This is a genomic window from uncultured Tateyamaria sp. (genome assembly GCF_947487805.1).
In the GTDB taxonomy this organism is placed as follows: Bacteria; Pseudomonadota; Alphaproteobacteria; order Rhodobacterales; family Rhodobacteraceae; genus Tateyamaria.
In genome coordinates, this window is record NZ_CANKXW010000004.1 from 274382 (window position 1) to 294287 (window position 19906).

The window sequence follows — 19906 nt, forward strand, 5'->3', positions numbered from 1 at the left end:
CTGCCCACCAATGATCATGCGTTGATTTCGGCCTCGAACGCCCAGGCAAGCCAGGGCAGCATCGCCTGGATGTCCGATGTCTCGACCGTGCCGCCGCACCAGATGCGCAGGCCCGGAGGGGCGTCGCGGTACGCACCGATGTCAAGGGCCACGTTTTCATCCGCGAGCCGTTTGGCCATGGCCTTGGCAAAGGCGGCACCGTCGGTGATCCGGTCGTCGGTGAATTTGAGGCAGACGGACGTGGTCGACCGTGTTGCAGGATCAACGGCGAGGTTGTCGATCCAGTCATGGGCGTCGCAGAAATCCCAGATCGCCTGTGCATTGGCGTCGGCACGGGCGATGAGGCCCTTGAGCCCGCCCACGTCGCGCGCCCAGTTGAGCGAGAACAGGTAATCTTCGACTGCCAGCATGGAGGGCGTGTTGATCGTTTCGCCGACGAAGATGCCTTCGATCAGCTTGCCGCCCTTGGTCAGGCGGAAGATCTTGGGCAGGGGCCATGGCGGCGTGTAGTTTTCCAGCCGTTCCACGGCGCGGGGCGACAGGATCAGCATGCCGTGCGCCGCCTCGCCACCCAGCACCTTTTGCCAGCTGAACGTGGTCACATCGAGCTTGTCCCACGGCAGGTCCATGGCAAAGGCCGCAGAGGTGGCATCACACAGGGTCAGGCCCGCGCGGTCGGCGGGGATCGCGTCGCCGTTGGCCATGCGCACGCCGGAGGTGGTGCCGTTCCATGTAAAGCAGACATCGTTGTCGTAGTTCAGGGCGGCCATATCCACGATCTCGCCATAGGCGGCGGTGTGGACGGTGTGTTCGATCTTGAGCTGTTTGGCCACGTCGGTGACCCAGCCTGCGCCAAAGCTTTCCCAGGCGACCATGTCGGCGTGGCGTTCGCCCAGGAGCGACCACATCGCCATCTCATAGGCGCCGGTGTCGGAGGCGGGCACAATGCCGATGCGATAGTCGGCGGGCACGCCGAGGATGTCGCGGGTGTCTTCGATGGCCTGCTTGAGCTTGGCCTTGCCCACGGCCGCGCGGTGCGAGCGGCCAAGGGGCGCATCAGCCAGAGCGGTCAGATTGTGGGTGGGGGGTTTGGCACAGGGGCCAGAGGAAAAACGCGGGTTCGACGGTTTCGTCGACGGTAAAAGAGTGTCCGGCCGCGTCGCCGGTTGAGTCATAGCCATGTCTGGTATCCTTACAGATAATCGCCCTTCGTTGGGGAAGGGTGTCCCACTGCCGCATGTACGGGGGCCGGTGGGGTGGTGCAACAGGCAAAGCGGGGCTATAGCGCCGCTTGAACATTAAATTGCGACATCTGCGTCGCCTATCGGAAACGACACCTCATGTTTGTTTGCACGCTTTTGACCGACCCGTTGGCCCCCGCGCTGGAGCCTGCATTGATCGACAATCTGCGCAATGCGTGGGGTGGCGGCGATGTGCAGTGGCTGGCGGTGGACGAGGCGGCGGCCTTTGCGCTGGAGCATGTGCCGGACAACCGGTGGGCGGTCTGGGCGGACCTGCAAGAGCTGGGCGTTGATCTGGTCATCACGCCGCTGGCGGGGCAGCGCAAGCGCATGTTGCTGGCGGATATGGACAGCACGATGATCCAGCAGGAGTGCATTGACGAATTGGCCGATGTCGCCGGTGTGGGCGAGCGGGTCAAGGACATCACCGCCCGCGCCATGAACGGAGAGCTGGACTTCGAGGCGGCGATTCGCGAGCGGGTCGGGTTGTTGCGCGACCTGCCCGAGGCGGTGATTGGCCAGGTTCTGGACACGCGGATTACCTTGATGCCGGGCGGGCCGGTCCTGCTGGCCACGATGAAGGCGCACGGGGCCTATGCGGCGCTGGTGTCGGGGGGGTTCACGGCCTTTACCGCGGCGGTGGCGGGCAAGTTGGGGTTTGATGAAAACCGGGCCAACACGCTGGTGACGGACAAGGGTGTTTTGACCGGCGAGGTGGGTGTGCCGATCCTGGGCCAGCAGGCCAAGGTCGATGCGTTGGAGGAGATCACCGCGCGCCTTGGCATTGCCGAGGCGGATGTTTTGGCCGTGGGGGACGGGGCCAATGATCTGGGCATGCTGAAACGCGCGGGGATGGGGGTGGCCCTGCATGCGAAGCCTGCGGTTGCGGCGCAGTGTGATGTGCGGGTGAACTTTGGCGATCTGACCGCGCTGCTTTATGTTCAGGGCTATGCGCGGTCCGAGTTCGTGACGCCCTGATCCGCCATTCTCTGTCTTTGGGTCGAATCGTGGTACCCTGCCTCCAGCCAATAGGGAGGGACAGGTTATGCCGGATTTCGTATTTGCCTATCACGGGGGCACAATCCCGGAGAGCCCGGAAGAGGGCGAAAAGGCCATGGCGGCCTGGGGCAAGTGGTTTGAAGACATGGGTGAGGCCGTCGTGAACGGGGGCAATCCGGTTGGAAAATCCATGACGGTCACAGCCGGGGGCGTGGCCGACAATGGCGGCGCGAACCCGATTTCAGGTTACACGATCGTGCGGGCGGACACGGCCGAGGCCGCGTGCGCCATGGCCAAGGGATGCCCGATGGTTGCGGACGGGTCCGGGTCGGTCGAAGTGGCACCCATCATCGAGATGTAGCACCGTCAGAGCAGGGTCGGCGCGGCCCTTTGGGTGCCCGTGACCAGCCCGTCCCAGTTGCGGATGGGTCCGCTGGTAAAGGCCAGCGCCTCGGGGTGGTCGGCATCGAGCGCGCCCAGTTTCACGAGGATTTGCGCAATCGCGCATTCGCTGGCGCGGGTGGCCCCGTCGGTGATCTTGAGCGCGACGCCGAGTTTCTGCTCTGGCAGCATGGCGACAAAGTACCCTTCGGCACCTGTTTTGATCGCGGTGCCGTTGTTCATAGCGCGCATCAGGCGGGTGCAGGCACGCCCCTCGCCCGCGACAAGGTCGGGGTGCTGCGCCATCGCGTTGCGCAACTGGCCCTGGGGGCTGTCGTTGTCGGCGGCGGCATAGCGCGCCATGGCGCGGGCCATGCCGTGCATGGTGGCGGCGTAGTTGGGGGCCGAGCAGCCGTCGACGCCGAAACCGGGTGAGGTTTCGCCGGTCATCTCTTCGAACGCCTCGAGGCAGGCGGTCTGGACCGGGTGGGCGGGGTCGACATAGTCGGGGCCCGCGCCCAGATGTTTGCCCAGCGACAGAAAGCCCGCGTGTTTGCCGGAGCAGTTGTTGTGGATGCGGCAGGGCGCCTCATGCGCGCGGATCATCGCGTCGCGCACATCGTCGTCGCGCGACACCTGCGGGCCGCAGCGGAAATCGTCGTCACCGCAGCCGATATGGTCGAGCCATGCGCCGACCTTGTTCGTGTGGATCGCCGCCCCCTGATGCGAGGCGCAGGCCAGTGCCAGGTGTTCGGAGCCGAGGCTGTAGGCGTCGGCGGCACCGCTGCGCAGCAAGGGCAGGGCCTGGATCATCTTGGACGAGGACCGGGGCAGGACAACGGCGTCCGGGTTGCCCCAGGCCTGCACGATCTGGCCGCTGGCATCGCAGACCACGGCGTGGCCCTGATGCGCGCTTTCCAGAAAGGGGCCGCGCCAGATTTCGACCAGGGTTTCGGCCCCGTGGGCTGGATGCGTCATCTTTTCCCTCACTTCTGCGCGAAATCCCGCCAATTCGGGTTTCCTGCATCGCGCGTTTCGCGCTAATGTGGCACTTGTCGAGAAGAATTGCCGCCCTTGCAAGAGAATGCGCCGAAAATGGCGCGCCCGAGGTGCGGTGCAGGTGTTGAGGTTTGGACAGCTTGGAGGCTGTGACTATGGGACTGATCAAGAATTTCGTGGTGGGTTTGGGCGCATTGTCGCTGAGCGCGGGCATGGCCCTTGCGCAGGAGCAGAGCACCAACCGCGTCGCGGCCAAGACCGACTGGAGCGTGTTCGTCGAGGACAACCCGACCGAGTGCTGGGGCGTGGCCACGCCCAAGGAGACGGTGAACACCCGCGAGGGCCGCGTTGTGGCGGCGACACGCGGGCAGATCCTGTTGATGGTGTTTTACCGTCCGAGCGCTGGGGCCAAGGGGCAGGTTGCCTTTACCGGCGGTTACCCGTTCCGGTCCGGGTCGACGGTGAACGTGAACATCAGCGGCAATGAGTTCGAGCTGTTCACCGACGGCGAATGGGCCTGGCCCGCGACCGTCGCCGATGACAGCAAGATCGTGACGGCGATGAAGCGTGGCGCCGAGGCGGTTGTGACCGGCGTGTCGAGCCGGGGCACCACCACCAAGGACACGTTCTCGCTTTTGGGCTTTACCGCTGCGGTCGAGGATGCCGAGGGCCGGTGCGGCGGGTAACGCCCGCGCGATCGCAAATCAATTTGGCGAGAGGGGCTGTGCAGCGGTGCACGGCCCCTTCGTGCATCTGGGGAGATTGGTTCCAGTCGGTTCCCAATTAAGTAGGGCGCATCATGCCACGAAAGGAACCCGACATGGTCACGACCACAGTTCACACGCTTGAGACCGCACCCGAGGCGTCCAAGCCGCTTTTGGAAAATTCGATCAAGGCCTTTGGCCGTCTGCCCAGCCTGCATGGCGTGATGGCGGAGAGCCCCGGCCTGTTGGAAGGGTATCAGCATCTGCACCGGTTGGCGATCAACGGCACGGCGTTCACACCCGAAGAACGCACAGTGGTCTGGATGACAGTGAACGTGGCCAATGCCTGCCACTATTGTGTGCCGGCGCACACGGGCATCGCCAAGATGGAGAAGATCGACGAAGGCGTCGTGAACGCCCTGCGGGACGAGACACCGCTGCCCGAAAAGCTGGAGGCGCTGCGCACGTTCACGCTGGCCATCCGCGAGACCCATGGCCGCCCCGGCGCGCAAGCCATCGCGGCCTTTGAGGCGGCGGGATATGGCGAGCGTGCGATCCTCGACACGGTTCTGATCTATGCGCAGAAGGTGATGTCGAATTTCACCAATGCGCTGTTCGAAACGCCTACCGATGCGGCCTTTGCCCCGTTTGCGTGGGAGCCAAAGGCACCCGTCGCCGCGGAATGAGGCGTTGAGGGGGCCAGCCCCCGCCCTTCGGGCCCCCCGGAGTTTATCTGGCAAGATGACGGGCGCGGTGCTGCGGTGCTGCGCCTTTTTTCATTGGGCACAAACCTTTTGATTGCCGAAGGTTTTCCTATATAGGGGCGCATCACCCCAGGACTGGATACCGCTATGGCTGACGCGCCGATCACGCAGGATGTATTGACGATCCCCCGGAAATTGCCGGAGGGGCCTGTGAACCTTGTCGGTATGACCCGCGCGGCGATGCGCGACGCGTTGATCGCCCATGGCACGCCCGAAAAGCAGGCGAAGATGCGCGTGGGCCAGATCTGGCAGTGGATTTACCAGTGGGGCGTGCGCGATTTTGACGCCATGACGAACCTGTCCAAGGTGTATCGCGCGCAGTTGGCCGAGACATTCGTGATCGAGATCCCCGAGGTGGTGTCCAAGCAGGTCAGCACCGATGGCACCCGCAAGTGGCTGGTACGGATTGCGGGCGGGCATGAGGTCGAAGTTGTCTATATCCCCGAGGAGGGGCGCGGGACCTTGTGCATTTCGTCTCAGGTCGGGTGCACGCTGACTTGTTCGTTCTGCCATACGGGCACGCAGAAGCTGGTGCGGAACCTGACCGCCGGAGAGATCATCGGTCAGGTCATGATGGCGCGCGACGATCTGGACGAGTGGCCGGTGCCCGGCGCGCCCAAGGACGAGACGCGGCTGTTGTCGAACATCGTGCTGATGGGCATGGGCGAGCCGCTCTATAATTTCGAGAACGTGCGCGACGCGATGAAGATCGCGATGGACGAGGAAGGCATTCAGCTGAGCCGTCGCCGCATCACCCTGTCCACCAGCGGCGTGGTGCCGGAGATCGAGCGCACGGCGAACGAGATCGGGTGCCAGTTGGCGGTGTCCTTCCACGCGACCACGGATGAGGTGCGCGACAGGCTGGTGCCGATCAACAAGCGCTGGAACATCGACGTGCTGCTGGAGGCGTTGCGCGCCTATCCGCGCGGGCGTAATTCGGAGCGCATCACCTTTGAATACGTGATGCTGGACGGGGTGAATGACAGCGATGCGGATGCGCATCGTCTGGTCAAGCTGATCGAGGGGATACCGGCCAAGATCAACCTGATCCCGTTCAACGAGTGGCCCGGCGCGCCCTACAAGCGGTCGTCGAACAACCGCATCCGTGCCTTTGCCAACATCGTGTACCAGGCGGGCTATGCCAGCCCGATCCGCACGCCGCGGGGCGAGGATATCATGGCGGCCTGCGGGCAGTTGAAGTCGGCCACGGAACGCGCGCGCAAGTCGCGCAAGGAGATCGCGGCGGAGGCGGGATTGGGCTAGGCGCTTGTCGCACTGTTCCCAAGCGCGCCACAATTGGCCCCAACAATTTCCAGATCGTGAACGATTGATGCCACGCTGACCGGCAAATGTGCCTCCAGTCGAAATCCAACTGGAGTGGAAAACATGTCGATCTTTATTGCACAGGACCGTTTCGTCGAGGCGCAGGTTCTTGATCTGGTGAACCGTGAGCGGGCCAAGGCGCTGTCGCGTCGCGAGTGGAAGCACCGTCTGGCGGGCTATGGGTACGGTATCCGCGAGACATCCGTCGGGGATGTTGTGGAAACGCTGCCGCATGGTGTGGCTGTGTGCACCTTGCCTGCGGCACTGTCGGCCTGATCAATCGTCTGAAAAAAGCGGTGTGGATTTGACCTTGTAGAGCAGGTCGATGAACCCCGCGACTTGGTGCTGTGCGGTTGCGCGCCCCTTGTCCGCTGTGGCGAGGCTGGCATCACCAACGACGCCTGCATCATTGAGGTCGGATGCGATCCAGCCATAGCTGATCGGTCCGATGGGCGAGAGTGCCGTTGTTTCCGCAGTTGAGCGGAAGTTGCGTGCCGCCGTCATGTCGACTGTGTCGGGCCTGAAGGCGAGCATGAGTGACGTTTCCACGTCGCCGCCGTGGAGGCCGTAGGTGTCTTCGGCTGATGAATAGAGGCCATCGGGTGCGCCAAAGCTGCCCCATTGGCATTTGACGGCCAGCATATTGGCCTGCACCCGCAGTTCCCGCGCGAGGATCGAGATCAGGTCAAGGTTGCCGCCGTGGCTGTTGACGATGACGATCTTGCGGATGCCTGCCCGCGCCACCGACAGACCCAGTTCCGTCCATGCCGCCAGCGCCGTTGTGGCCGTCAGGGTCAGGGTGCCCTGTGCCCAGAGATGTTCGTTGGATTTGCCGACCGCCTGCACGGGCAGGATGCGCACGTCCAGATCATCGGGGCAGGTGGCGCGGAATGTGTCCAGCATGCCATCGGCGATCATCGTGTCCGTGCCCACGGGCAGGTGCGGCCCGTGCTGTTCGATGGCGGCGGTGGGCAGGATGGCGATGGTATCCATCGGGTTGATGTCGGTGAATTCGTGGGCGCGGTGGTCGGCCCAGTCGAGGCGGCGGGTCATTGGAGATCCTTTGGGGCGTAGGTCGCGTCGAGGCGAGACATCAGGTAGTCCGCCGCGCGGATGGGGGCGTATTTGGGCGTGCCGGTGCCGGGCAGGGCCTGCACCACGGTGTCGGGGTTCGCCTCGATGAACATGGCGACGGACCGGCGGCGGCGTTTGGGCGGAATGACCCGGTGCGGGGTGGAGACGTAGATGTCGTTTGTCCAGCGCATCATGCAGTCGCCGATATTCACCACATAGGCATCCGGCACATGCGGTACGTCGATCCAGTCGCCGCCGCGGGGGCGGACCTGTAGGCCCGGCTCACCATCCGTCATCAGCAGGGTGATGGCGCCGTAGTCGGTGTGTGCGCCTGCGCCGATTTCGTTGTCAGCGCCGGTGCCGGGTGGGTAGCTGAGAAGGCGGAGGGCGGAGAGGGGATCGTGGAAAGCGGGCGTGAAGTGATCCTCTGCCAGCCCAAGATCGCGGGCGATGACGCGCAGGAGGGAGATGCCCAGATCCTGTGCGGTGTCGTAATAGGCCAGCATCGTTTCGGCAAACCCCGGCAGGTCGGGCCACTGGTTCACCCCGCGAAAGGGTTCGCCCGCAACGACGCGGGGGTCGTCGGTGGGCAGGTCGAGGCCGATGTTGAAGGTTTCCTTGGTGTCGACCTGTGCGGTGGTTTCATCGAGGCTTTCATCGCCCGGTTTGGCCCAGCCGCGAAAATGCGGGGTGTTGAGGATCGAGACGCGCGCCTTGTCCTGCTGCGGCAGGGCAAAGAACGCGTCGGCCTGTGCGAACACCCGCGCCCGCAGGGTGCCGGGCACCGTGTGGTTTTTCAGGACAAAGAACCCGGTGTCGCGGCAGGCGGTACCGACCTGTTTGGCAAAGCCTGCGGGGTCGGCGGCGTTTTCGGACCAGTCGATCAGGGGAATCATACGCGGACCTTTGGCAAGGGGTGGACGGCGATATGGTCCACCCTTGCCCCGCGTTTGGCAAGCGCCCGGATCAGCGGCCCGGCACGGCCCCGCGTTTTTCGGTGGGGCCCCAGTTGTCGATGATCTCAATCGCTTCTTCGGCGGTGTCGACAAAGCGGAAGAGGTCCAGATCGTCGGCCGAGATCGTGCCAGCATCCGACAGCGCATCCCAGTTGATGATGCTTTCCCAAAAGGCGCGGCCAAAGAGCAGGAAGGGCACACGTTCCATCCGCCCGGTCTGGATCAGGGTCAGGGCCTCGAACAATTCGTCCAGCGTGCCGAACCCGCCGGGAAAGACGCTGATGGCGCGGGCGCGCATGAGGAAGTGCATCTTGCGGATGGCAAAGTAGTGGAAGTTGAAGCTGAGGTCCGGGGTGACATAGGCGTTGGGGGCCTGTTCGAAGGGCAGCACGATGTTGAGCCCGATGGACGCGCCACCCGCGTCGACCGCGCCGCGGTTGCCCGCCTCCATCACGCCGGGGCCGCCGCCGGTGACGACGACGTTTTCAGTGCCGCCGCTGGCGATGGATTTTTCGGTCATCAGGCGGGCGAATGTGCGCGCCTCGTCATAGTAGTGCGACAGGTCGGCCAGCGTCTTGGTGCGGGCCGTTTCCTTGTGTTCGGGGTCAGGGATGCGCGCCCCGCCAAAGAGGACGATGGTGGATTTGATCCCCGCCTCGTTCATCAGCATCTCGGGCTTGAGCAATTCCAGTTGCAGCCGCACGGGCCGCAATTCGTCCCGGCAGAGGAATTCGTCGTCGGCAAAGGCCAGTGTATAGGCGGGTGACCGGGTTTGTGGCGTGTCCGGCACGCCTTCGGCGGCCTTGCGGTCCGTGTGTGCATCGCGAAACGGGCTGCGGTGGTCGTCTTTCATGTACTTGTGCTCCCTGAGGCTGGCCCAAGGGGTAACGCGACCCGCAGGGCTTGCCCAGATGTGATTGCATGAGAGCACGTATTGTTGTCTAAGCGCGACGATCATTTTGGAGGGACCACGGCATGTCCAATGCACAGCTTGAAACGGCCATCGAAGCAGCCTGGGAGGCGCGGGACACCATTACGCCTGCCACCAAGGGCGAGACGCGCGAGGCCATCGAAGACACGCTGGCCGCGCTGGACAGTGGCAAGCTGCGCGTGGCGGAAAAGCAGGACAGCGGTGATTGGCATGTGAACCAGTGGGCCAAGAAGGCCGTGCTGCTGGGCTTCCGCATCAAGGACATGGAACAGCAGGATGGCGGCCCGCAGGGCGGCGGCTGGTGGGACAAGGTCGACAGCAAGTTCAAGGGCTGGGGCGACGACCAGTGGAAAGAGGCCGGTTTCCGGGCCGTGCCCAACTGTGTGGTGCGCAAGTCGGCGTTCATCGCACCCGGCGTGGTGTTGATGCCATCGTTCGTGAACCTTGGCGCCTATGTGGACGAGGGCACGATGGTTGATACATGGGCCACCGTCGGCAGCTGTGCGCAGATCGGCAAGAACGTGCACCTGAGCGGTGGCGTGGGCATTGGCGGTGTGCTGGAGCCGATGCAGGCGGGTCCGACCATCATCGAGGACAACTGTTTCATCGGGGCGCGGTCCGAGGTTGTCGAGGGCTGTATCGTGCGCGAAGGATCCGTGTTGGGCATGGGCGTGTTCATCGGCCAATCGACCAAGATCGTGGACCGCGAGACCGGCGAGGTCATGTATGGCGAAGTGCCTAGCGGGTCCGTCGTTGTGGCCGGGTCGATGCCATCGAAGAACGGTGTGAACCTGTATTGCGCAGTGATCGTCAAGCGCGTGGACGAACGCACACGGTCCAAGACGTCGATCAACGAGCTGTTGCGCGACTGAGGCGGTGGGGCGCGGTCAGCGCCCTGCCTCGAACCATTTCAGATAGAGTTCGTCATACTGGCCCGATTCCTGCAACCGCAGCAGGGCCACGTTGATCTGTTCGCGCAGGGCGCTGCCTTGGGGCAGGGCGATGCCGTAGTCCTCGGGGCGGAACACCCGGTCGATCAGCCGCGCCTTGCCGCGTCCTTCGTTGGCGACGTAGTAGGCCAGCAGCGGGCTGTCGAAGACGATGGCGTCCAGTTCCCCGTCCTCGAACGCCCAGAGCAGGGCCGAGAAGTCAAAAAACGTCCGGTGCGGGATCTCGCGCTGGGCGAGGAATTCGCTGGAGGTTGAGCCGGTGGTGGTGGCGACTTCGCGCCCTTCGAGGTCGCTGATGCTGTCGATGTGATCGCCCAGCGCGCGCACGGTCATCACCGTGGTGATGTTGGCCACAAAGAACGACACGATGAACAGGCTGGAGATCACCATCAGCACGGCAAAGAGACGGCCCAGCCCGGAGCGCGGCACGTTCTGTTCAAAGCCGCCGTTGACCACGAGGTTGAGCGCGTACCAGAAGGCGGGAAACGCCACCTCGCCCGCGCCGCGGTCGAAATAGGGCTGTTTGTTGCGCTCGAACACCCACATCAGCATGCCCATCCCCATCAGCACGCCAAGTGCGACCAGCAGGGCGATGCCCAGTTCGCGGTTCAGGATCGCGCCCCACAGGCTGGGCGCGTTGTCGTCCACGGGGATCATGATCTGCAGGCCGCTGCGAAAGATCGGCAGCGAGAAATCCATCACCGCCTCGCGTGCGCCGGTGATCGAGATATTGGCGATGGCGCCGTCCACGAGGCCGGTTTCCACGTCGCTGAGCATTTCGGTAAAGCCGGTCTTCATTTCGAATTCCACCTCGGCGCCGATCTCGCGGCCGATGGCGCGCATCAGATCCACACTGAACCCGTCGATGCCGGTGTCGGTGTAGAAGGCAAAGGGGGGCCGTTCGACCGTGGAAAAGTTGAGCGTGGTGGATTGGGCCATGGCGTGCACGGCCAGTGACAACAGGCAGAGGGCGGAAAGCAGCAGGGTGCGCATGGTCTTGTTTGTCCTGACGGCTTGGTCGGGCACGGGCTTAGGCCGAATGTCGTCAGGGTCCAAGTCACGTTACGGTTTGCGTCACAGTTTGGGCCGGACTGCTTCTTTTTCGGCACAGCGCGGTGTATGGCGGGGGCGCAACGCGGGGGTATGCGCAATGGCACAGGCCAAATCGGACAGGAAGTCACCCAAAAAGCCGCAGCAGGTCTATACCCTGCTGGTCGAGATCGGGCGCAAGGCGGGCGACGGATTGCCCGAGGATGCGACCGGGGCGGCGCTGATGTGTTTTGCCAGCGGCGTGGACGAGGCCGAGGCGGTGCGCGAGACCGTGGCGCTGTTGAAACAGGCGGACACGGCGCCGTTGGACGTCACGGGGTACGGCACGCTGGCGGAACGGCAGGCCGAGGGGCACGAGATCAGCGGCGAGGAACGCGCGCTGATGCAGCGGGCGCTGGATGAAAACGCGGTGATCGTCGCGCATGTCACCCCGTTCTTTGGCGACGAAGAAGCCTAGGCCGCGCGCTGGTCGATCAGGGTGATCGCCTCGAACGGGTCGAGGACCTGGTGGATGGGGCGCGCGTGTTCGGGCAAGAGGCGGCTGGGCACATGGGCCAGAACGCTGGCGTCGAGGCGGGCCTCGTTCCGGCGCATCCGCCCGATATAGAGACTTTCCAGTGCGCATCCCGCCGCCACCAGCAGTTCGTGACCGGGCAGGACGACCTGCACATATTCGGCGACGTTGCGCGGTGCAGACCACGTTGCGGCATGACCGTTGACGAGGTGACGCGCAGGCACGAGGACGGCCTCCTGGCCAAAGATGTATTCGACCTCGGTGCCTTGCAGCACCAGCCGCTGGTCCGGGGCCACGACGATATCGCGGGTCAGGCCGAAATAGGGCGCGCGCAGCCGCACGGGCGCAAAGCTGCCGCGGGCGGGCACGCTGTGCCGGACGGCGTGCAGAACGGGCACGATGTCGCCATTGTCCGATACGATTGTGTCGCCGCGCCGCAAGGTGCCTGCGGGGCGGTAGCCGGTGGGCGTTGCGATCGGCGTGTCCGGGTGCAGCGTTGGCAACGGCCCAAGGGGGGAAATGTCGGTGCTGAGCGCGGCAAAGAGGACATCCTTGGACAGGGTGCGCGCGGCGTGGTTCAGCATCAGGTCACGCAGATCAGAGGTGGTTTGCGGCCGGGGCGCGTGGACCTGATTTGTGGTGACCTTTGCCCGTTCGGGTTGTTCCAGTGCCAGCCGCGCCCAGCCGGAGGGCGCATCCCACGCATAGGTCACCCGCAGCGTGTGCGCGCGCCCGTCCCCGGCCCAGCGGATGGCGGCGTGGCTGAGGTCGTTGTGGTGGCGGTGCACCATCGCGATGCCGCCGCCGGGAATGGCGCGAAAGGCCAGTTCGCGCGGGAGGGGGGTGGTGTGGGTGACGCCCAGCAGGTCATGGGGGCGCACATTGCCCGCAAACCGCGTCTCGAACATCAGCGTGCCGCGTTCCATAAGGAGACCCGTGCGCGCCTGTCCTGCGGGTTTGAACCCTTTGGGCGCGAACCGCCCGTCGAGGTGATCCGTCAGCCCGACCCAGTTCATGCGGCCGCCTGCGCCTTGCGCCACAGGTCAGCCTCGTATCGTCGCAGGGTGCGCCGGGCCGACGGGCTGTAGCCGTCGCCGGTGCGCGGGTCGAGTTCGGGGAAGATGGCGCAGATCTCGGCCACGATCTCTTTTTCAAAGCTTTTGGTGGTCTGCGGACCGGGCAGGAAGCTTTCGGTGGCGAGCCCTTCGGAGAAGACGACCTGATGCTTGTCGAACATCAGGTGGACGTAGGTCACGGTGCCGCCGGTCTGGCGCAGGACGGAGTGGTCGTTGATCAGGTCCTTGGCGGCCACCAGCACTTCGGCCTCGCCAAAGAGCAGTTCGGCCAGGCTGTCGCGGACCAGCACGCGGTGCAGCGGAGAGACCATGACATCCGCCTGCGACCCGAAGGTGCCCGCGCGGATCAGGATGGGGGCGAAATCCGCCTCTGCGGCGACGGTGCGGGTGCCGATCCAGCGCAGGGGTTGCGGGCCGTCATCCTCGGTCATCACCAGATCACCGGGCTGCAGCGTTTCGACGGGCACGGGCCCGCGGGTGGTTTCGATCAGCGTGCCGGCCACGAAACAGGGGATGGACGTCGCGTTGACAAAGCCGGTGTCCGTGTCGGTGCCATCGGTGACCGTGTAGGTAAAGTTGAAGTTTTCCTCGTCCCCGTCGCCCACAACCGTCAGCTGGCCGTTGGCACCGATGGTGACCAGCTGCCCCGTGGGCAGGGTGATCGTGGTGCCGATGCCGGTGACCGGGTCATAACTGACCGCCTGGCCGTTGATGTGGGTGATGGTCAGCGTGGTGCCGGGCTGGCTGACGTCATTGTTGAGCACGTTGAACGACGTGGTCCCGTCGGGATAGACGTTCACATCGTCCGAGATCGCCACGAGGTGCGTCTGGACAGAATTGCCCGCGATCAGCAGGCTGGAATCGTAGCGGTTGTCGCCCACATCCGCGATGCCGATCCGGATGGAGTTTACCACGTCGGGGTTCACCACCATGGTCAGGGTCAGCGTGATCGTGAACCCGTCCATCTCGGTGTTGTAGTCGTCGTTCGAATTGTCGACGAACATGTTGATGTTGTTCGTGGTGTTGATGTTGCCGGGATCGGTGTCGCCGTCACCCACATCCATTTCGACCTGCTGGCCGTTGACCCACACGCCCACGAAATCCTGATAGATCGAGTTCTGGAATTCCGGGTATTCTTCGGAGCTGAAGACGAATTGCATCGTCATCACGTTGCCGTCGGGGATGAAGTCCACGTCCAGATACGAGGCATCATAGGTGCGCGCCCCGGCTGCGGCGTTGAACTGGCCGTTGTTGTTCTGGCCGGAGGTGTTGGTGGACGTGCTGTTGGACTGGTTCGAGGATCCGGACGAGTTGGTGAAATCCTCGGCGTCGCCCGTGGACAGGATCACGCCTGTGTCACCGGGTGTCACACCGGGCGATACGGTGTCGCCGTTCGAATAGATGCCCGCGCTGTCGCGGTCCCCGGTATAGGACGCCGAGACGACCTGTACCCCGTTGCCGAATATGGCGTTTGCCATATCCGTCGCGTCCACGCCTTCGCGCACTGTCTGGATCGGAAGTTCCGATGCTGCAACCATAGCCTGCCCACCCCAAAATTGACGGCAGAACGAAAGCAGCGCACGCGGTTCACCCACGTGTCTCGGTGTGCTGTTTTTTGCACTTTTACTGGCCGCACGTTGGCGGCCGGACTGCTGATGCCCTGCCTCGGGTCATATTATTGCGCCCACCCTAGCACAGCTATTGATGGGCTGTTAACTCTCTTGTCGGTGCAAGGGGCTGGAATCGCGTCCTTTTCGCCACAACCTATCGTAGGAGCCGCCATGACCCCCGTTGATCCCGTTGCCTTGACCGCCGATCTGGTGCGGTGCGCGTCTGTTACCCCTGCGGATGAGGGGGCGCTGGATGTGCTGCATGATCTGTTGGCGGGGGCCGGGTTTGACTGTGTGTGGGCGGATCGGGGCGGCATTCGCAACCTCTTTGCCCGCTGGGGCGCGCAGGGGCATGGGCGCACGTTCGGGTTCAATGGGCACACGGATGTGGTGCCGATTGGCGACGAGGCCGCGTGGACGCAGGCGCCCTTTGGTGCCGACATCGTGGACGGTGTCATGTACGGGCGCGGCACGACGGATATGAAGTCAGGCGTTGCCGCCTTTGCCGCCGCGGCGGTGGATTTCGTGCGGGACACGCCGCCCGACGGGGCCATCATCATCGCCATTACGGGCGACGAGGAAGGCGACGCGCAGGATGGGACCACCGCGTTGCTCGCGCATATGGACAAGGTGGGTGAGGCGATGTCGGTCTGTTTGGTGGGCGAGCCGACCTGCCCCGAGACAATGGGCGAGATGATGAAGATCGGGCGGCGCGGGTCGATGACCGCGTGGTTTACCGTCACGGGTGTGCAGGGGCATTCGGCCTATCCGCATAGGGCCAAGAACCCGCTGCCGCCGTTGATGCGGTTGATGGACCAGTTGGCGAGCCATGAGTTGGACGCGGGCAATGACCATTTTGACGCCTCGACGCTGGCGGTGGTCACGGTGGACACGGGCAACCCGGCGACCAATGTGATCCCGGCGCAGGCGACGGCGGCGGTCAACATCCGGTTCAACGACATCCATTCCGGCGACAGCCTGACCGCGTGGTTGCAGGCGCAGGCCGATGCGGTGGCCGTGGCCTACGGTGTCGAGATCGAGATGCGGGTGAAGGTGTCGGGCGAAAGTTTCCTGACCCCGCCCGGTGATCTGTCGGACATCGTGGCCGCCGCCGTGACCGCAGAGACGGGCGTGACTCCGGTATTGAGCACGAGCGGCGGCACCTCGGACGCGCGGTTCATCAAGGATCACTGCCCGGTGGTGGAGTTCGGCCTTGTAGGGCAGTCGATGCACAAGGTGGATGAGCACGTGCGGGTCGCGCATATTCAGCAGCTCAAGGGGGTCTATGCGCGAATCCTGAAGGACTATTTTGCATGAGTTGGGTGATTGCACAGACGGATGACCTGGCCACCTGCCTTGAACTGCGGCGCGTCGTGTTCATGAAGGAACAGGGCGTCAGCGAGGCCGATGAACGCGACGGGCGCGACGGCGATGCGCTGCATGTGCTGGCGACGCGGGACGGTGTGGCGCTGGGATGTGCGCGTATTCTGGTTGCAGAAGGCGTGGCCAAGATCGGGCGGGTCTGTGTGCTGCAAGAGGCGCGGGGCACGGGGCTGGGTGCGGCGATCATCACCGCGTGCCTTGATGTGGCGCGGGCACAGCCGGGTGTGACGCGGGCGAAACTGGGCGCGCAGATTCATGCGCTGGCGTTTTATGAAAAGCTGGGGTTCACAGCCTTTGGCCCCGTCTATGACGACGCGGGCATTCCGCACCGGGACATGGACCGCGATTTGTGAGACCCACGCTTGTCATCATGGTCAAGGTGCCGCGCCCCGGTCGGGTCAAGACGCGGCTGGGCCGGGACATCGGGATGACGGCCGCTGCGTGGTGGTTTCGCCATCAGGTGCGCCGCCTGCTGCGCCGGATCGAGGACCCGCGTTGGGACACGGTGCTGGCGGTGGCACCCGACGCCGAGGGCTTGCAATCGCGGGTCTGGCCCGCGCGGTTCACGCGCTGGGCGCAGGGGCGCGGGTCGCTTGGGGATCGGATGATCCGCATGATGCGGCAGGCGGGCGGGCCGGTCTGTGTGATCGGTGCGGACATTCCCGGCGTCACCCGGCAGCGGGTGGCCGAGGCCTTTGCCGCGCTGGGTCGCCATGACGCGGTGTTTGGGCCGGCGCCGGATGGGGGATATTGGCTGATCGGGGTGAAAACAGGCTCTAAACTGGGCAAAAATGCCCTTGATGGGGTGCGCTGGTCGACCGAACATGCGCTGGCGGACAGCCGTGTGGCGATGGATCTGCCACGCGTGGCGTTTGTGCAGACGCTTGCGGATGTGGACACCGCCTACGATTTGCCATGACGGCCCCAGACCCGCGTGATACCCAGAACGCATGACGCGTATCCCCACAAAACCCGAGATCCTCGACTGGATTTCCGCCAATCCCACCCTGACCGCCAAGCGTGACATCGCCAAGGCGTTCGGCATCAAGGGCGCGGCGCGGATCGACCTTAAACGCATCCTCAAGGAGCTTGAGGCCGAGGGGCATCTGGAAAAGCGCAAGAAGACCTATCAAGATCCCGACCGCCTGCCGCCTGTGAGCGTGTTGCAGGTGGTGGAGCCGGATGCGGACGGGGACCTGTTTGCCCGCCCGATGGAGTGGCATGGCACGGGGGTGGAGCCGCGCATTCTGATCGTGCCGCGCGCGTCCGACCCGGCGCTGGGCGCGGGGGACCGGATCCTTGCGCGGCTGACGCTGGTGCAGGGGGATGACCACCATTACGAGGCGCGGCTGATCCGGCGGATCGGGACCAACCCGCGCCGGGTGCTGGGCGTCTTTCGCAAGGGGGCCGAGGGCGGGCGGATCGTGCCCGTGGACAAGGGCAGTGACCGCGAATGGACCGTGGCGGCGGATGCAACCGGCGGGGCCAAGGATGGCGAGCTGGTCGAGGCCGAGCAGGCGGGGCCCAAGACGCGCATCGGCCTGCCGCGTGCGCGGATCGTGGACCGGCTGGGCGATCCGTCGGCACCCAAAGCGGTGTCGCTGATTGCGATCCACGAACACGGCATACCGGACAGTTTCCCCGATGATGTGGTGGCCGAGGCGGATGCGCAGAAACCTGCGGGCCTGAAGGGGCGCGAGGACCTGCGCGAGATGCCGTTGGTCACGATTGACCCGTGGGATGCACGCGACCATGACGATGCGTGCTATGCCCATGCGGATGAGGACCCCAAGAACGCGGGCGGGCATGTGATCTGGGTCGCGATTGCGGATGTGGCGGCCTATGTCACGCCCGGCTCTGCGCTGGACCGCGAGGCGCGCAAGCGGGGGAATTCCACCTATTTCCCCGACCGGGTGGTGCCGATGCTGCCGGATCGGTTGTCGGGCGACCTGTGTTCGCTGCACGAGGGTGTGCCGCGCGCCTGTATCGCCGTGCGGATGCAGATCGACGCGCAGGGCGAAAAGATCGGGCACAGCTTTCACCGGGGGTTGATGCGGTCGCCTGCGTCGCTGAATTACGAAGAGGTGCAGGCCGCCATGGATGGCGCGCCGAATGAGCGTACTGCGCCCTTGTTAGAGCCTGTTTTGAAGCCTTTGTACGCCGCCTATGCCGCGCTGGTCGAGGCGCGCAGGAAACGGCAGCCGCTGGAGTTGGACCTGCCGGAGCGGCAGATCGTGCTGGACGACGATGGCACCGTGCGGTCGGTGAATTTCAAGGACCGGCTGGATGCGCACCGGTTGATCGAAGAGTTCATGGTTCTGGCCAATGTTGCCGCCGCCGAGACGCTGATCGCCAAATCGCAGCCGCTGCTGTTCCGCGTCCACGAGGAGCCGTCGCCCGACAAGCTGGATGCTCTGCGCGAGACGGCACAGGCGGCGGGGCTGAACCTGGCCAAGGGTCAGGTGCTGAAGACCGCCCATCTGAACCGGTTGCTGGCGCAGGCGTCCGAGACCGAGGACGCGGAGCTGATCAACATCTCGACCCTGCGGTCGATGACGCAGGCCTATTACGGGCCGCAGAATTTCGGGCATTTCGGGTTGGCGTTGAAGAGTTACGCGCATTTCACCTCGCCCATCCGGCGCTATGCCGACCTGATCGTGCACCGCGCGCTGATCACCGCCCATGGCTGGGGCAAGGATGGGCTGCGAGCGGAGGATGTGGAGGGCTTGGAAAAGACCGGCACGCATATCTCGGACACGGAGCGCCGGTCGATGGTGGCCGAACGGGACACGACCGACCGCTACCTTGCCGCGTACCTGAGCGAACGGGTGGGCGACGAGATGGAGGGGCGCATCTCGGGCATCGCGAAGTTCGGGATTTTTGTGAAGCTGGATGACAGCGGGGCCGACGGGCTGGTGCCGATGCGGGCGATCGGGGCGGAGTATTTCCACTATGACCGCGAGGCGAATACGCTGATGGGGTCGGACACGGGCATGATCATCAGTCTGGGTCAGCGCGCCACCGTGCGTCTGGCCGAGGCGGTGCCGGTGACGGGTGGGATCGCGCTGGAGCTGCTGGCGCTGGATGGGCAATCGCTGCCCAAGGGGCGGCAATCGCCTGCGGGGCGCAGCCCGCGCCGCAAGGCGGTGAAGTCCAAGCGGCGCAGTGACAAGGCCAAGCGCAAGGTCAGCCGCAAGCGTTAGCCCAGGGCCTCGGCCACGCGGGCCATGTATTGGGTCAGGATCAGATCCTCTCGCACACGACGCGACAGGGCGGTGCCACCCGGTGTGCCTGCCATGGCGCCCAGCATTGCCGCGACGCTGGCATCTGCCGCTGTGGGGGTGGGTCCGAAGAGGAACGGCCCGTGCCACAGACGGTCGGTGATTGCCTGCAAATCCGGTTCGATCCGGTCCAGACGTTCGCCCGCTGTCAGCCGCCCGAGGCCTTGGGTGTCCATCCCTTTGAGCAGCATCCGGCGGATGCCACGGGTGATCCAGTTGCGGATCAGGGCGGGGATGGCGGAGAAATATGTGTCTCTGACCAAGGGCCAAACGGCCTTGTCGCCCCAACGGTCCATGACGATGTGGAAGTACATGTGTTCCTCGGCCATGCGGATAAAGGCACGGCTGGTGGCGCGGTCGAGATCGCTGAGCCCTTCGTCAAAGCGGGCGCCGTGCTCTTCGAGCCAGGTGCGGATGTTGTCGCTGTCGCCGATGATCTCGTCATCGACCCAGAGCGCGGGCAGTTTGCCCTTGGGCCAGTTGCGGGGATCCGGCGTGTCCTTGCGCTGCCAGGGCAGGCCGGACAGGTTCAGCAGGTACAGCGCCTTGACGCAGAAGGGGCTGCCGCTGGGTTGGCCAAATGCGGGGGGATAGGTGACCAGGGTAAGCATCGGTGTCTCCGTATGAGAAAACTGTGGACCCAGTGATTAACGATGCCTGTTGTCAATTT

At 64.6% G+C, this 19906-nt stretch carries 21 protein-coding genes; 12 read left to right on the forward strand and 9 right to left on the reverse strand.

What is annotated here, in order from left to right; all coding sequences use genetic code 11:
* Positions 1–14 precede the first annotated feature (14 nt).
* Positions 15–1181, reverse strand: a complete 1167-nt coding sequence (locus Q0949_RS12530; protein ID WP_299372562.1) for a phosphoserine transaminase — start codon at positions 1179–1181, stop codon at positions 15–17.
* A gap of 159 nt (positions 1182–1340) precedes the next feature.
* On the opposite strand from Q0949_RS12530, the gene serB reads away from it, so the two are divergent.
* Both serB and Q0949_RS12540 read left to right on the forward strand, forming a co-directional pair.
* The gene (serB, locus tag Q0949_RS12535; protein ID WP_299372565.1) at positions 1341–2219 is read left to right on the forward strand and encodes a phosphoserine phosphatase SerB; all 879 of its coding nucleotides are present in this window, start codon (positions 1341–1343) and stop codon (positions 2217–2219) included.
* Positions 2220–2286: 67 nt separating this feature from the next.
* The gene (locus tag Q0949_RS12540; protein WP_299372567.1) at positions 2287–2601 is read left to right on the forward strand and encodes a YciI family protein; all 315 of its coding nucleotides are present in this window, start codon (positions 2287–2289) and stop codon (positions 2599–2601) included.
* Between the two features lie 5 nt (positions 2602–2606).
* Here the strand turns inward: Q0949_RS12540 and Q0949_RS12545 are convergent, their stop codons facing one another.
* Entirely contained in the window at positions 2607–3599 is a 993-nt protein-coding gene (locus Q0949_RS12545; RefSeq protein ID WP_299372569.1) for an asparaginase, read from the reverse strand.
* 176 nt (positions 3600–3775) lie between these two features.
* On the opposite strand from Q0949_RS12545, the gene Q0949_RS12550 reads away from it, so the two are divergent.
* The 4 genes from Q0949_RS12550 to Q0949_RS12565 all read left to right on the forward strand — a co-directional run bounded on the left by Q0949_RS12550 (position 3776) and on the right by Q0949_RS12565 (position 6687).
* Positions 3776–4306 carry an invasion associated locus B family protein gene (locus Q0949_RS12550; protein WP_299372572.1) on the forward strand — a complete coding sequence of 177 codons (531 nt, stop codon included), beginning with the start codon at positions 3776–3778 and terminating at the stop codon, positions 4304–4306.
* A 134-nt stretch (positions 4307–4440) separates the two neighbouring features.
* The gene (locus Q0949_RS12555) at positions 4441–5010 is read left to right on the forward strand and encodes a carboxymuconolactone decarboxylase family protein (RefSeq protein WP_299372575.1); all 570 of its coding nucleotides are present in this window, start codon (positions 4441–4443) and stop codon (positions 5008–5010) included.
* A gap of 165 nt (positions 5011–5175) precedes the next feature.
* A complete protein-coding gene (rlmN, locus tag Q0949_RS12560) occupies positions 5176–6351 on the forward strand; it encodes a 23S rRNA (adenine(2503)-C(2))-methyltransferase RlmN (protein WP_299372578.1) in 1176 nt (391 codons plus the stop codon).
* 123 nt (positions 6352–6474) lie between these two features.
* Positions 6475–6687 (forward strand): hypothetical protein, encoded by a 213-nt coding sequence (locus tag Q0949_RS12565; RefSeq protein WP_299372581.1) that lies wholly within the window; start codon positions 6475–6477, stop codon positions 6685–6687.
* On the opposite strand, the gene Q0949_RS12570 is transcribed toward Q0949_RS12565, so the two are convergent.
* The 3 genes from Q0949_RS12570 to Q0949_RS12580 form a co-directional block, all read right to left on the reverse strand.
* The gene (locus Q0949_RS12570) at positions 6688–7464 is read right to left on the reverse strand and encodes a creatininase family protein (protein ID WP_299372584.1); all 777 of its coding nucleotides are present in this window, start codon (positions 7462–7464) and stop codon (positions 6688–6690) included. It lies immediately after the preceding gene.
* Positions 7461–8381 carry a 2-oxoglutarate and iron-dependent oxygenase domain-containing protein gene (locus Q0949_RS12575; protein WP_299372587.1) on the reverse strand — a complete coding sequence of 307 codons (921 nt, stop codon included), beginning with the start codon at positions 8379–8381 and terminating at the stop codon, positions 7461–7463. The genes Q0949_RS12570 and Q0949_RS12575 overlap by 4 nt, the downstream gene beginning before the upstream one ends.
* Before the next feature lie 70 nt (positions 8382–8451).
* The gene (locus Q0949_RS12580) at positions 8452–9294 is read right to left on the reverse strand and encodes a TIGR00730 family Rossman fold protein (RefSeq protein WP_299372590.1); all 843 of its coding nucleotides are present in this window, start codon (positions 9292–9294) and stop codon (positions 8452–8454) included.
* A gap of 122 nt (positions 9295–9416) precedes the next feature.
* Here Q0949_RS12580 and dapD point away from each other — a divergent pair, with 122 nt between their 5' ends.
* On the forward strand, positions 9417–10244 hold the full coding sequence (dapD, locus tag Q0949_RS12585; protein WP_299372592.1) for a 2,3,4,5-tetrahydropyridine-2,6-dicarboxylate N-succinyltransferase: 828 nt from the start codon (positions 9417–9419) through the stop codon (positions 10242–10244).
* A 15-nt stretch (positions 10245–10259) separates the two neighbouring features.
* Here dapD and Q0949_RS12590 read toward each other — a convergent pair whose 3' ends face one another.
* On the reverse strand, positions 10260–11315 hold the full coding sequence (locus Q0949_RS12590) for a transporter substrate-binding domain-containing protein (protein ID WP_299372597.1): 1056 nt from the start codon (positions 11313–11315) through the stop codon (positions 10260–10262).
* 157 nt (positions 11316–11472) lie between these two features.
* On the opposite strand from Q0949_RS12590, the gene Q0949_RS12595 reads away from it, so the two are divergent.
* Positions 11473–11829 (forward strand): hypothetical protein, encoded by a 357-nt coding sequence (locus Q0949_RS12595; protein ID WP_299372600.1) that lies wholly within the window; start codon positions 11473–11475, stop codon positions 11827–11829.
* Here Q0949_RS12595 and Q0949_RS12600 read toward each other — a convergent pair.
* Positions 11826–12902, reverse strand: a complete 1077-nt coding sequence (locus Q0949_RS12600; protein ID WP_299372603.1) for a Hint domain-containing protein — start codon at positions 12900–12902, stop codon at positions 11826–11828. The genes Q0949_RS12595 and Q0949_RS12600 overlap by 4 nt on opposite strands.
* Positions 12899–14500, reverse strand: coding sequence for a Hint domain-containing protein (locus Q0949_RS12605; RefSeq protein ID WP_299372606.1), 1602 nt, complete (start codon positions 14498–14500; stop codon positions 12899–12901). The genes Q0949_RS12600 and Q0949_RS12605 overlap by 4 nt, the downstream gene beginning before the upstream one ends.
* A 243-nt stretch (positions 14501–14743) precedes the next feature.
* Here Q0949_RS12605 and dapE point away from each other — a divergent pair, with 243 nt between their 5' ends.
* The 4 genes from dapE to rnr are packed head-to-tail and all read left to right on the forward strand — an operon-like array spanning position 14744 to position 19158.
* Entirely contained in the window at positions 14744–15889 is a 1146-nt protein-coding gene (gene dapE, locus Q0949_RS12610) for a succinyl-diaminopimelate desuccinylase (protein WP_299372609.1), read from the forward strand.
* Positions 15886–16308, forward strand: coding sequence for a GNAT family N-acetyltransferase (locus Q0949_RS12615; RefSeq protein WP_299372612.1), 423 nt, complete (start codon positions 15886–15888; stop codon positions 16306–16308). Before dapE ends, Q0949_RS12615 begins: the two co-directional genes overlap by 4 nt.
* The gene (locus Q0949_RS12620) at positions 16305–16874 is read left to right on the forward strand and encodes a TIGR04282 family arsenosugar biosynthesis glycosyltransferase (RefSeq protein WP_299372615.1); all 570 of its coding nucleotides are present in this window, start codon (positions 16305–16307) and stop codon (positions 16872–16874) included. Before Q0949_RS12615 ends, Q0949_RS12620 begins: the two co-directional genes overlap by 4 nt.
* Positions 16875–16905: 31 nt before the next feature.
* On the forward strand, positions 16906–19158 hold the full coding sequence (gene rnr, locus Q0949_RS12625; protein ID WP_299372618.1) for a ribonuclease R: 2253 nt from the start codon (positions 16906–16908) through the stop codon (positions 19156–19158).
* Here the strand turns inward: rnr and Q0949_RS12630 are convergent.
* Complete coding sequence (locus tag Q0949_RS12630) at positions 19155–19847, reverse strand: glutathione S-transferase family protein (protein ID WP_299372621.1); 693 nt, start codon at positions 19845–19847, stop codon at positions 19155–19157. The two genes, rnr and Q0949_RS12630, sit on opposite strands and share 4 nt — an antisense overlap.
* Positions 19848–19906: the final 59 nt, after the last annotated feature.

Excerpts from the sequence above, each read along its gene's own strand:
- Q0949_RS12530 (WP_299372562.1), bottom strand. The coding sequence starts at position 1,181 with ATGGCTATGACTCAACCGGCGACGCGGCCGGACACTCTTTTACCGTCG.
- serB (WP_299372565.1), top strand. The coding sequence starts at position 1,341 with ATGTTTGTTTGCACGCTTTTGACCGACCCGTTGGCCCCCGCGCTGGAG.
- Q0949_RS12540 (WP_299372567.1), top strand. The coding sequence starts at position 2,287 with ATGCCGGATTTCGTATTTGCCTATCACGGGGGCACAATCCCGGAGAGC.
- Q0949_RS12545 (WP_299372569.1), bottom strand. The coding sequence starts at position 3,599 with ATGACGCATCCAGCCCACGGGGCCGAAACCCTGGTCGAAATCTGGCGC.
- Q0949_RS12550 (WP_299372572.1), top strand. The coding sequence starts at position 3,776 with ATGGGACTGATCAAGAATTTCGTGGTGGGTTTGGGCGCATTGTCGCTG.
- Q0949_RS12555 (WP_299372575.1), top strand. The coding sequence starts at position 4,441 with ATGGTCACGACCACAGTTCACACGCTTGAGACCGCACCCGAGGCGTCC.
- rlmN (WP_299372578.1), top strand. The coding sequence starts at position 5,176 with ATGGCTGACGCGCCGATCACGCAGGATGTATTGACGATCCCCCGGAAA.
- Q0949_RS12565 (WP_299372581.1), top strand. The coding sequence starts at position 6,475 with ATGTCGATCTTTATTGCACAGGACCGTTTCGTCGAGGCGCAGGTTCTT.
- Q0949_RS12570 (WP_299372584.1), bottom strand. The coding sequence starts at position 7,464 with ATGACCCGCCGCCTCGACTGGGCCGACCACCGCGCCCACGAATTCACC.
- Q0949_RS12575 (WP_299372587.1), bottom strand. The coding sequence starts at position 8,381 with ATGATTCCCCTGATCGACTGGTCCGAAAACGCCGCCGACCCCGCAGGC.
- Q0949_RS12580 (WP_299372590.1), bottom strand. The coding sequence starts at position 9,294 with ATGAAAGACGACCACCGCAGCCCGTTTCGCGATGCACACACGGACCGC.
- dapD (WP_299372592.1), top strand. The coding sequence starts at position 9,417 with ATGTCCAATGCACAGCTTGAAACGGCCATCGAAGCAGCCTGGGAGGCG.
- Q0949_RS12590 (WP_299372597.1), bottom strand. The coding sequence starts at position 11,315 with ATGCGCACCCTGCTGCTTTCCGCCCTCTGCCTGTTGTCACTGGCCGTG.
- Q0949_RS12595 (WP_299372600.1), top strand. The coding sequence starts at position 11,473 with ATGGCACAGGCCAAATCGGACAGGAAGTCACCCAAAAAGCCGCAGCAG.
- Q0949_RS12600 (WP_299372603.1), bottom strand. The coding sequence starts at position 12,902 with ATGAACTGGGTCGGGCTGACGGATCACCTCGACGGGCGGTTCGCGCCC.
- Q0949_RS12605 (WP_299372606.1), bottom strand. The coding sequence starts at position 14,500 with ATGGTTGCAGCATCGGAACTTCCGATCCAGACAGTGCGCGAAGGCGTG.
- dapE (WP_299372609.1), top strand. The coding sequence starts at position 14,744 with ATGACCCCCGTTGATCCCGTTGCCTTGACCGCCGATCTGGTGCGGTGC.
- Q0949_RS12615 (WP_299372612.1), top strand. The coding sequence starts at position 15,886 with ATGAGTTGGGTGATTGCACAGACGGATGACCTGGCCACCTGCCTTGAA.
- rnr (WP_299372618.1), top strand. The coding sequence starts at position 16,906 with ATGACGCGTATCCCCACAAAACCCGAGATCCTCGACTGGATTTCCGCC.
- Q0949_RS12630 (WP_299372621.1), bottom strand. The coding sequence starts at position 19,847 with ATGCTTACCCTGGTCACCTATCCCCCCGCATTTGGCCAACCCAGCGGC.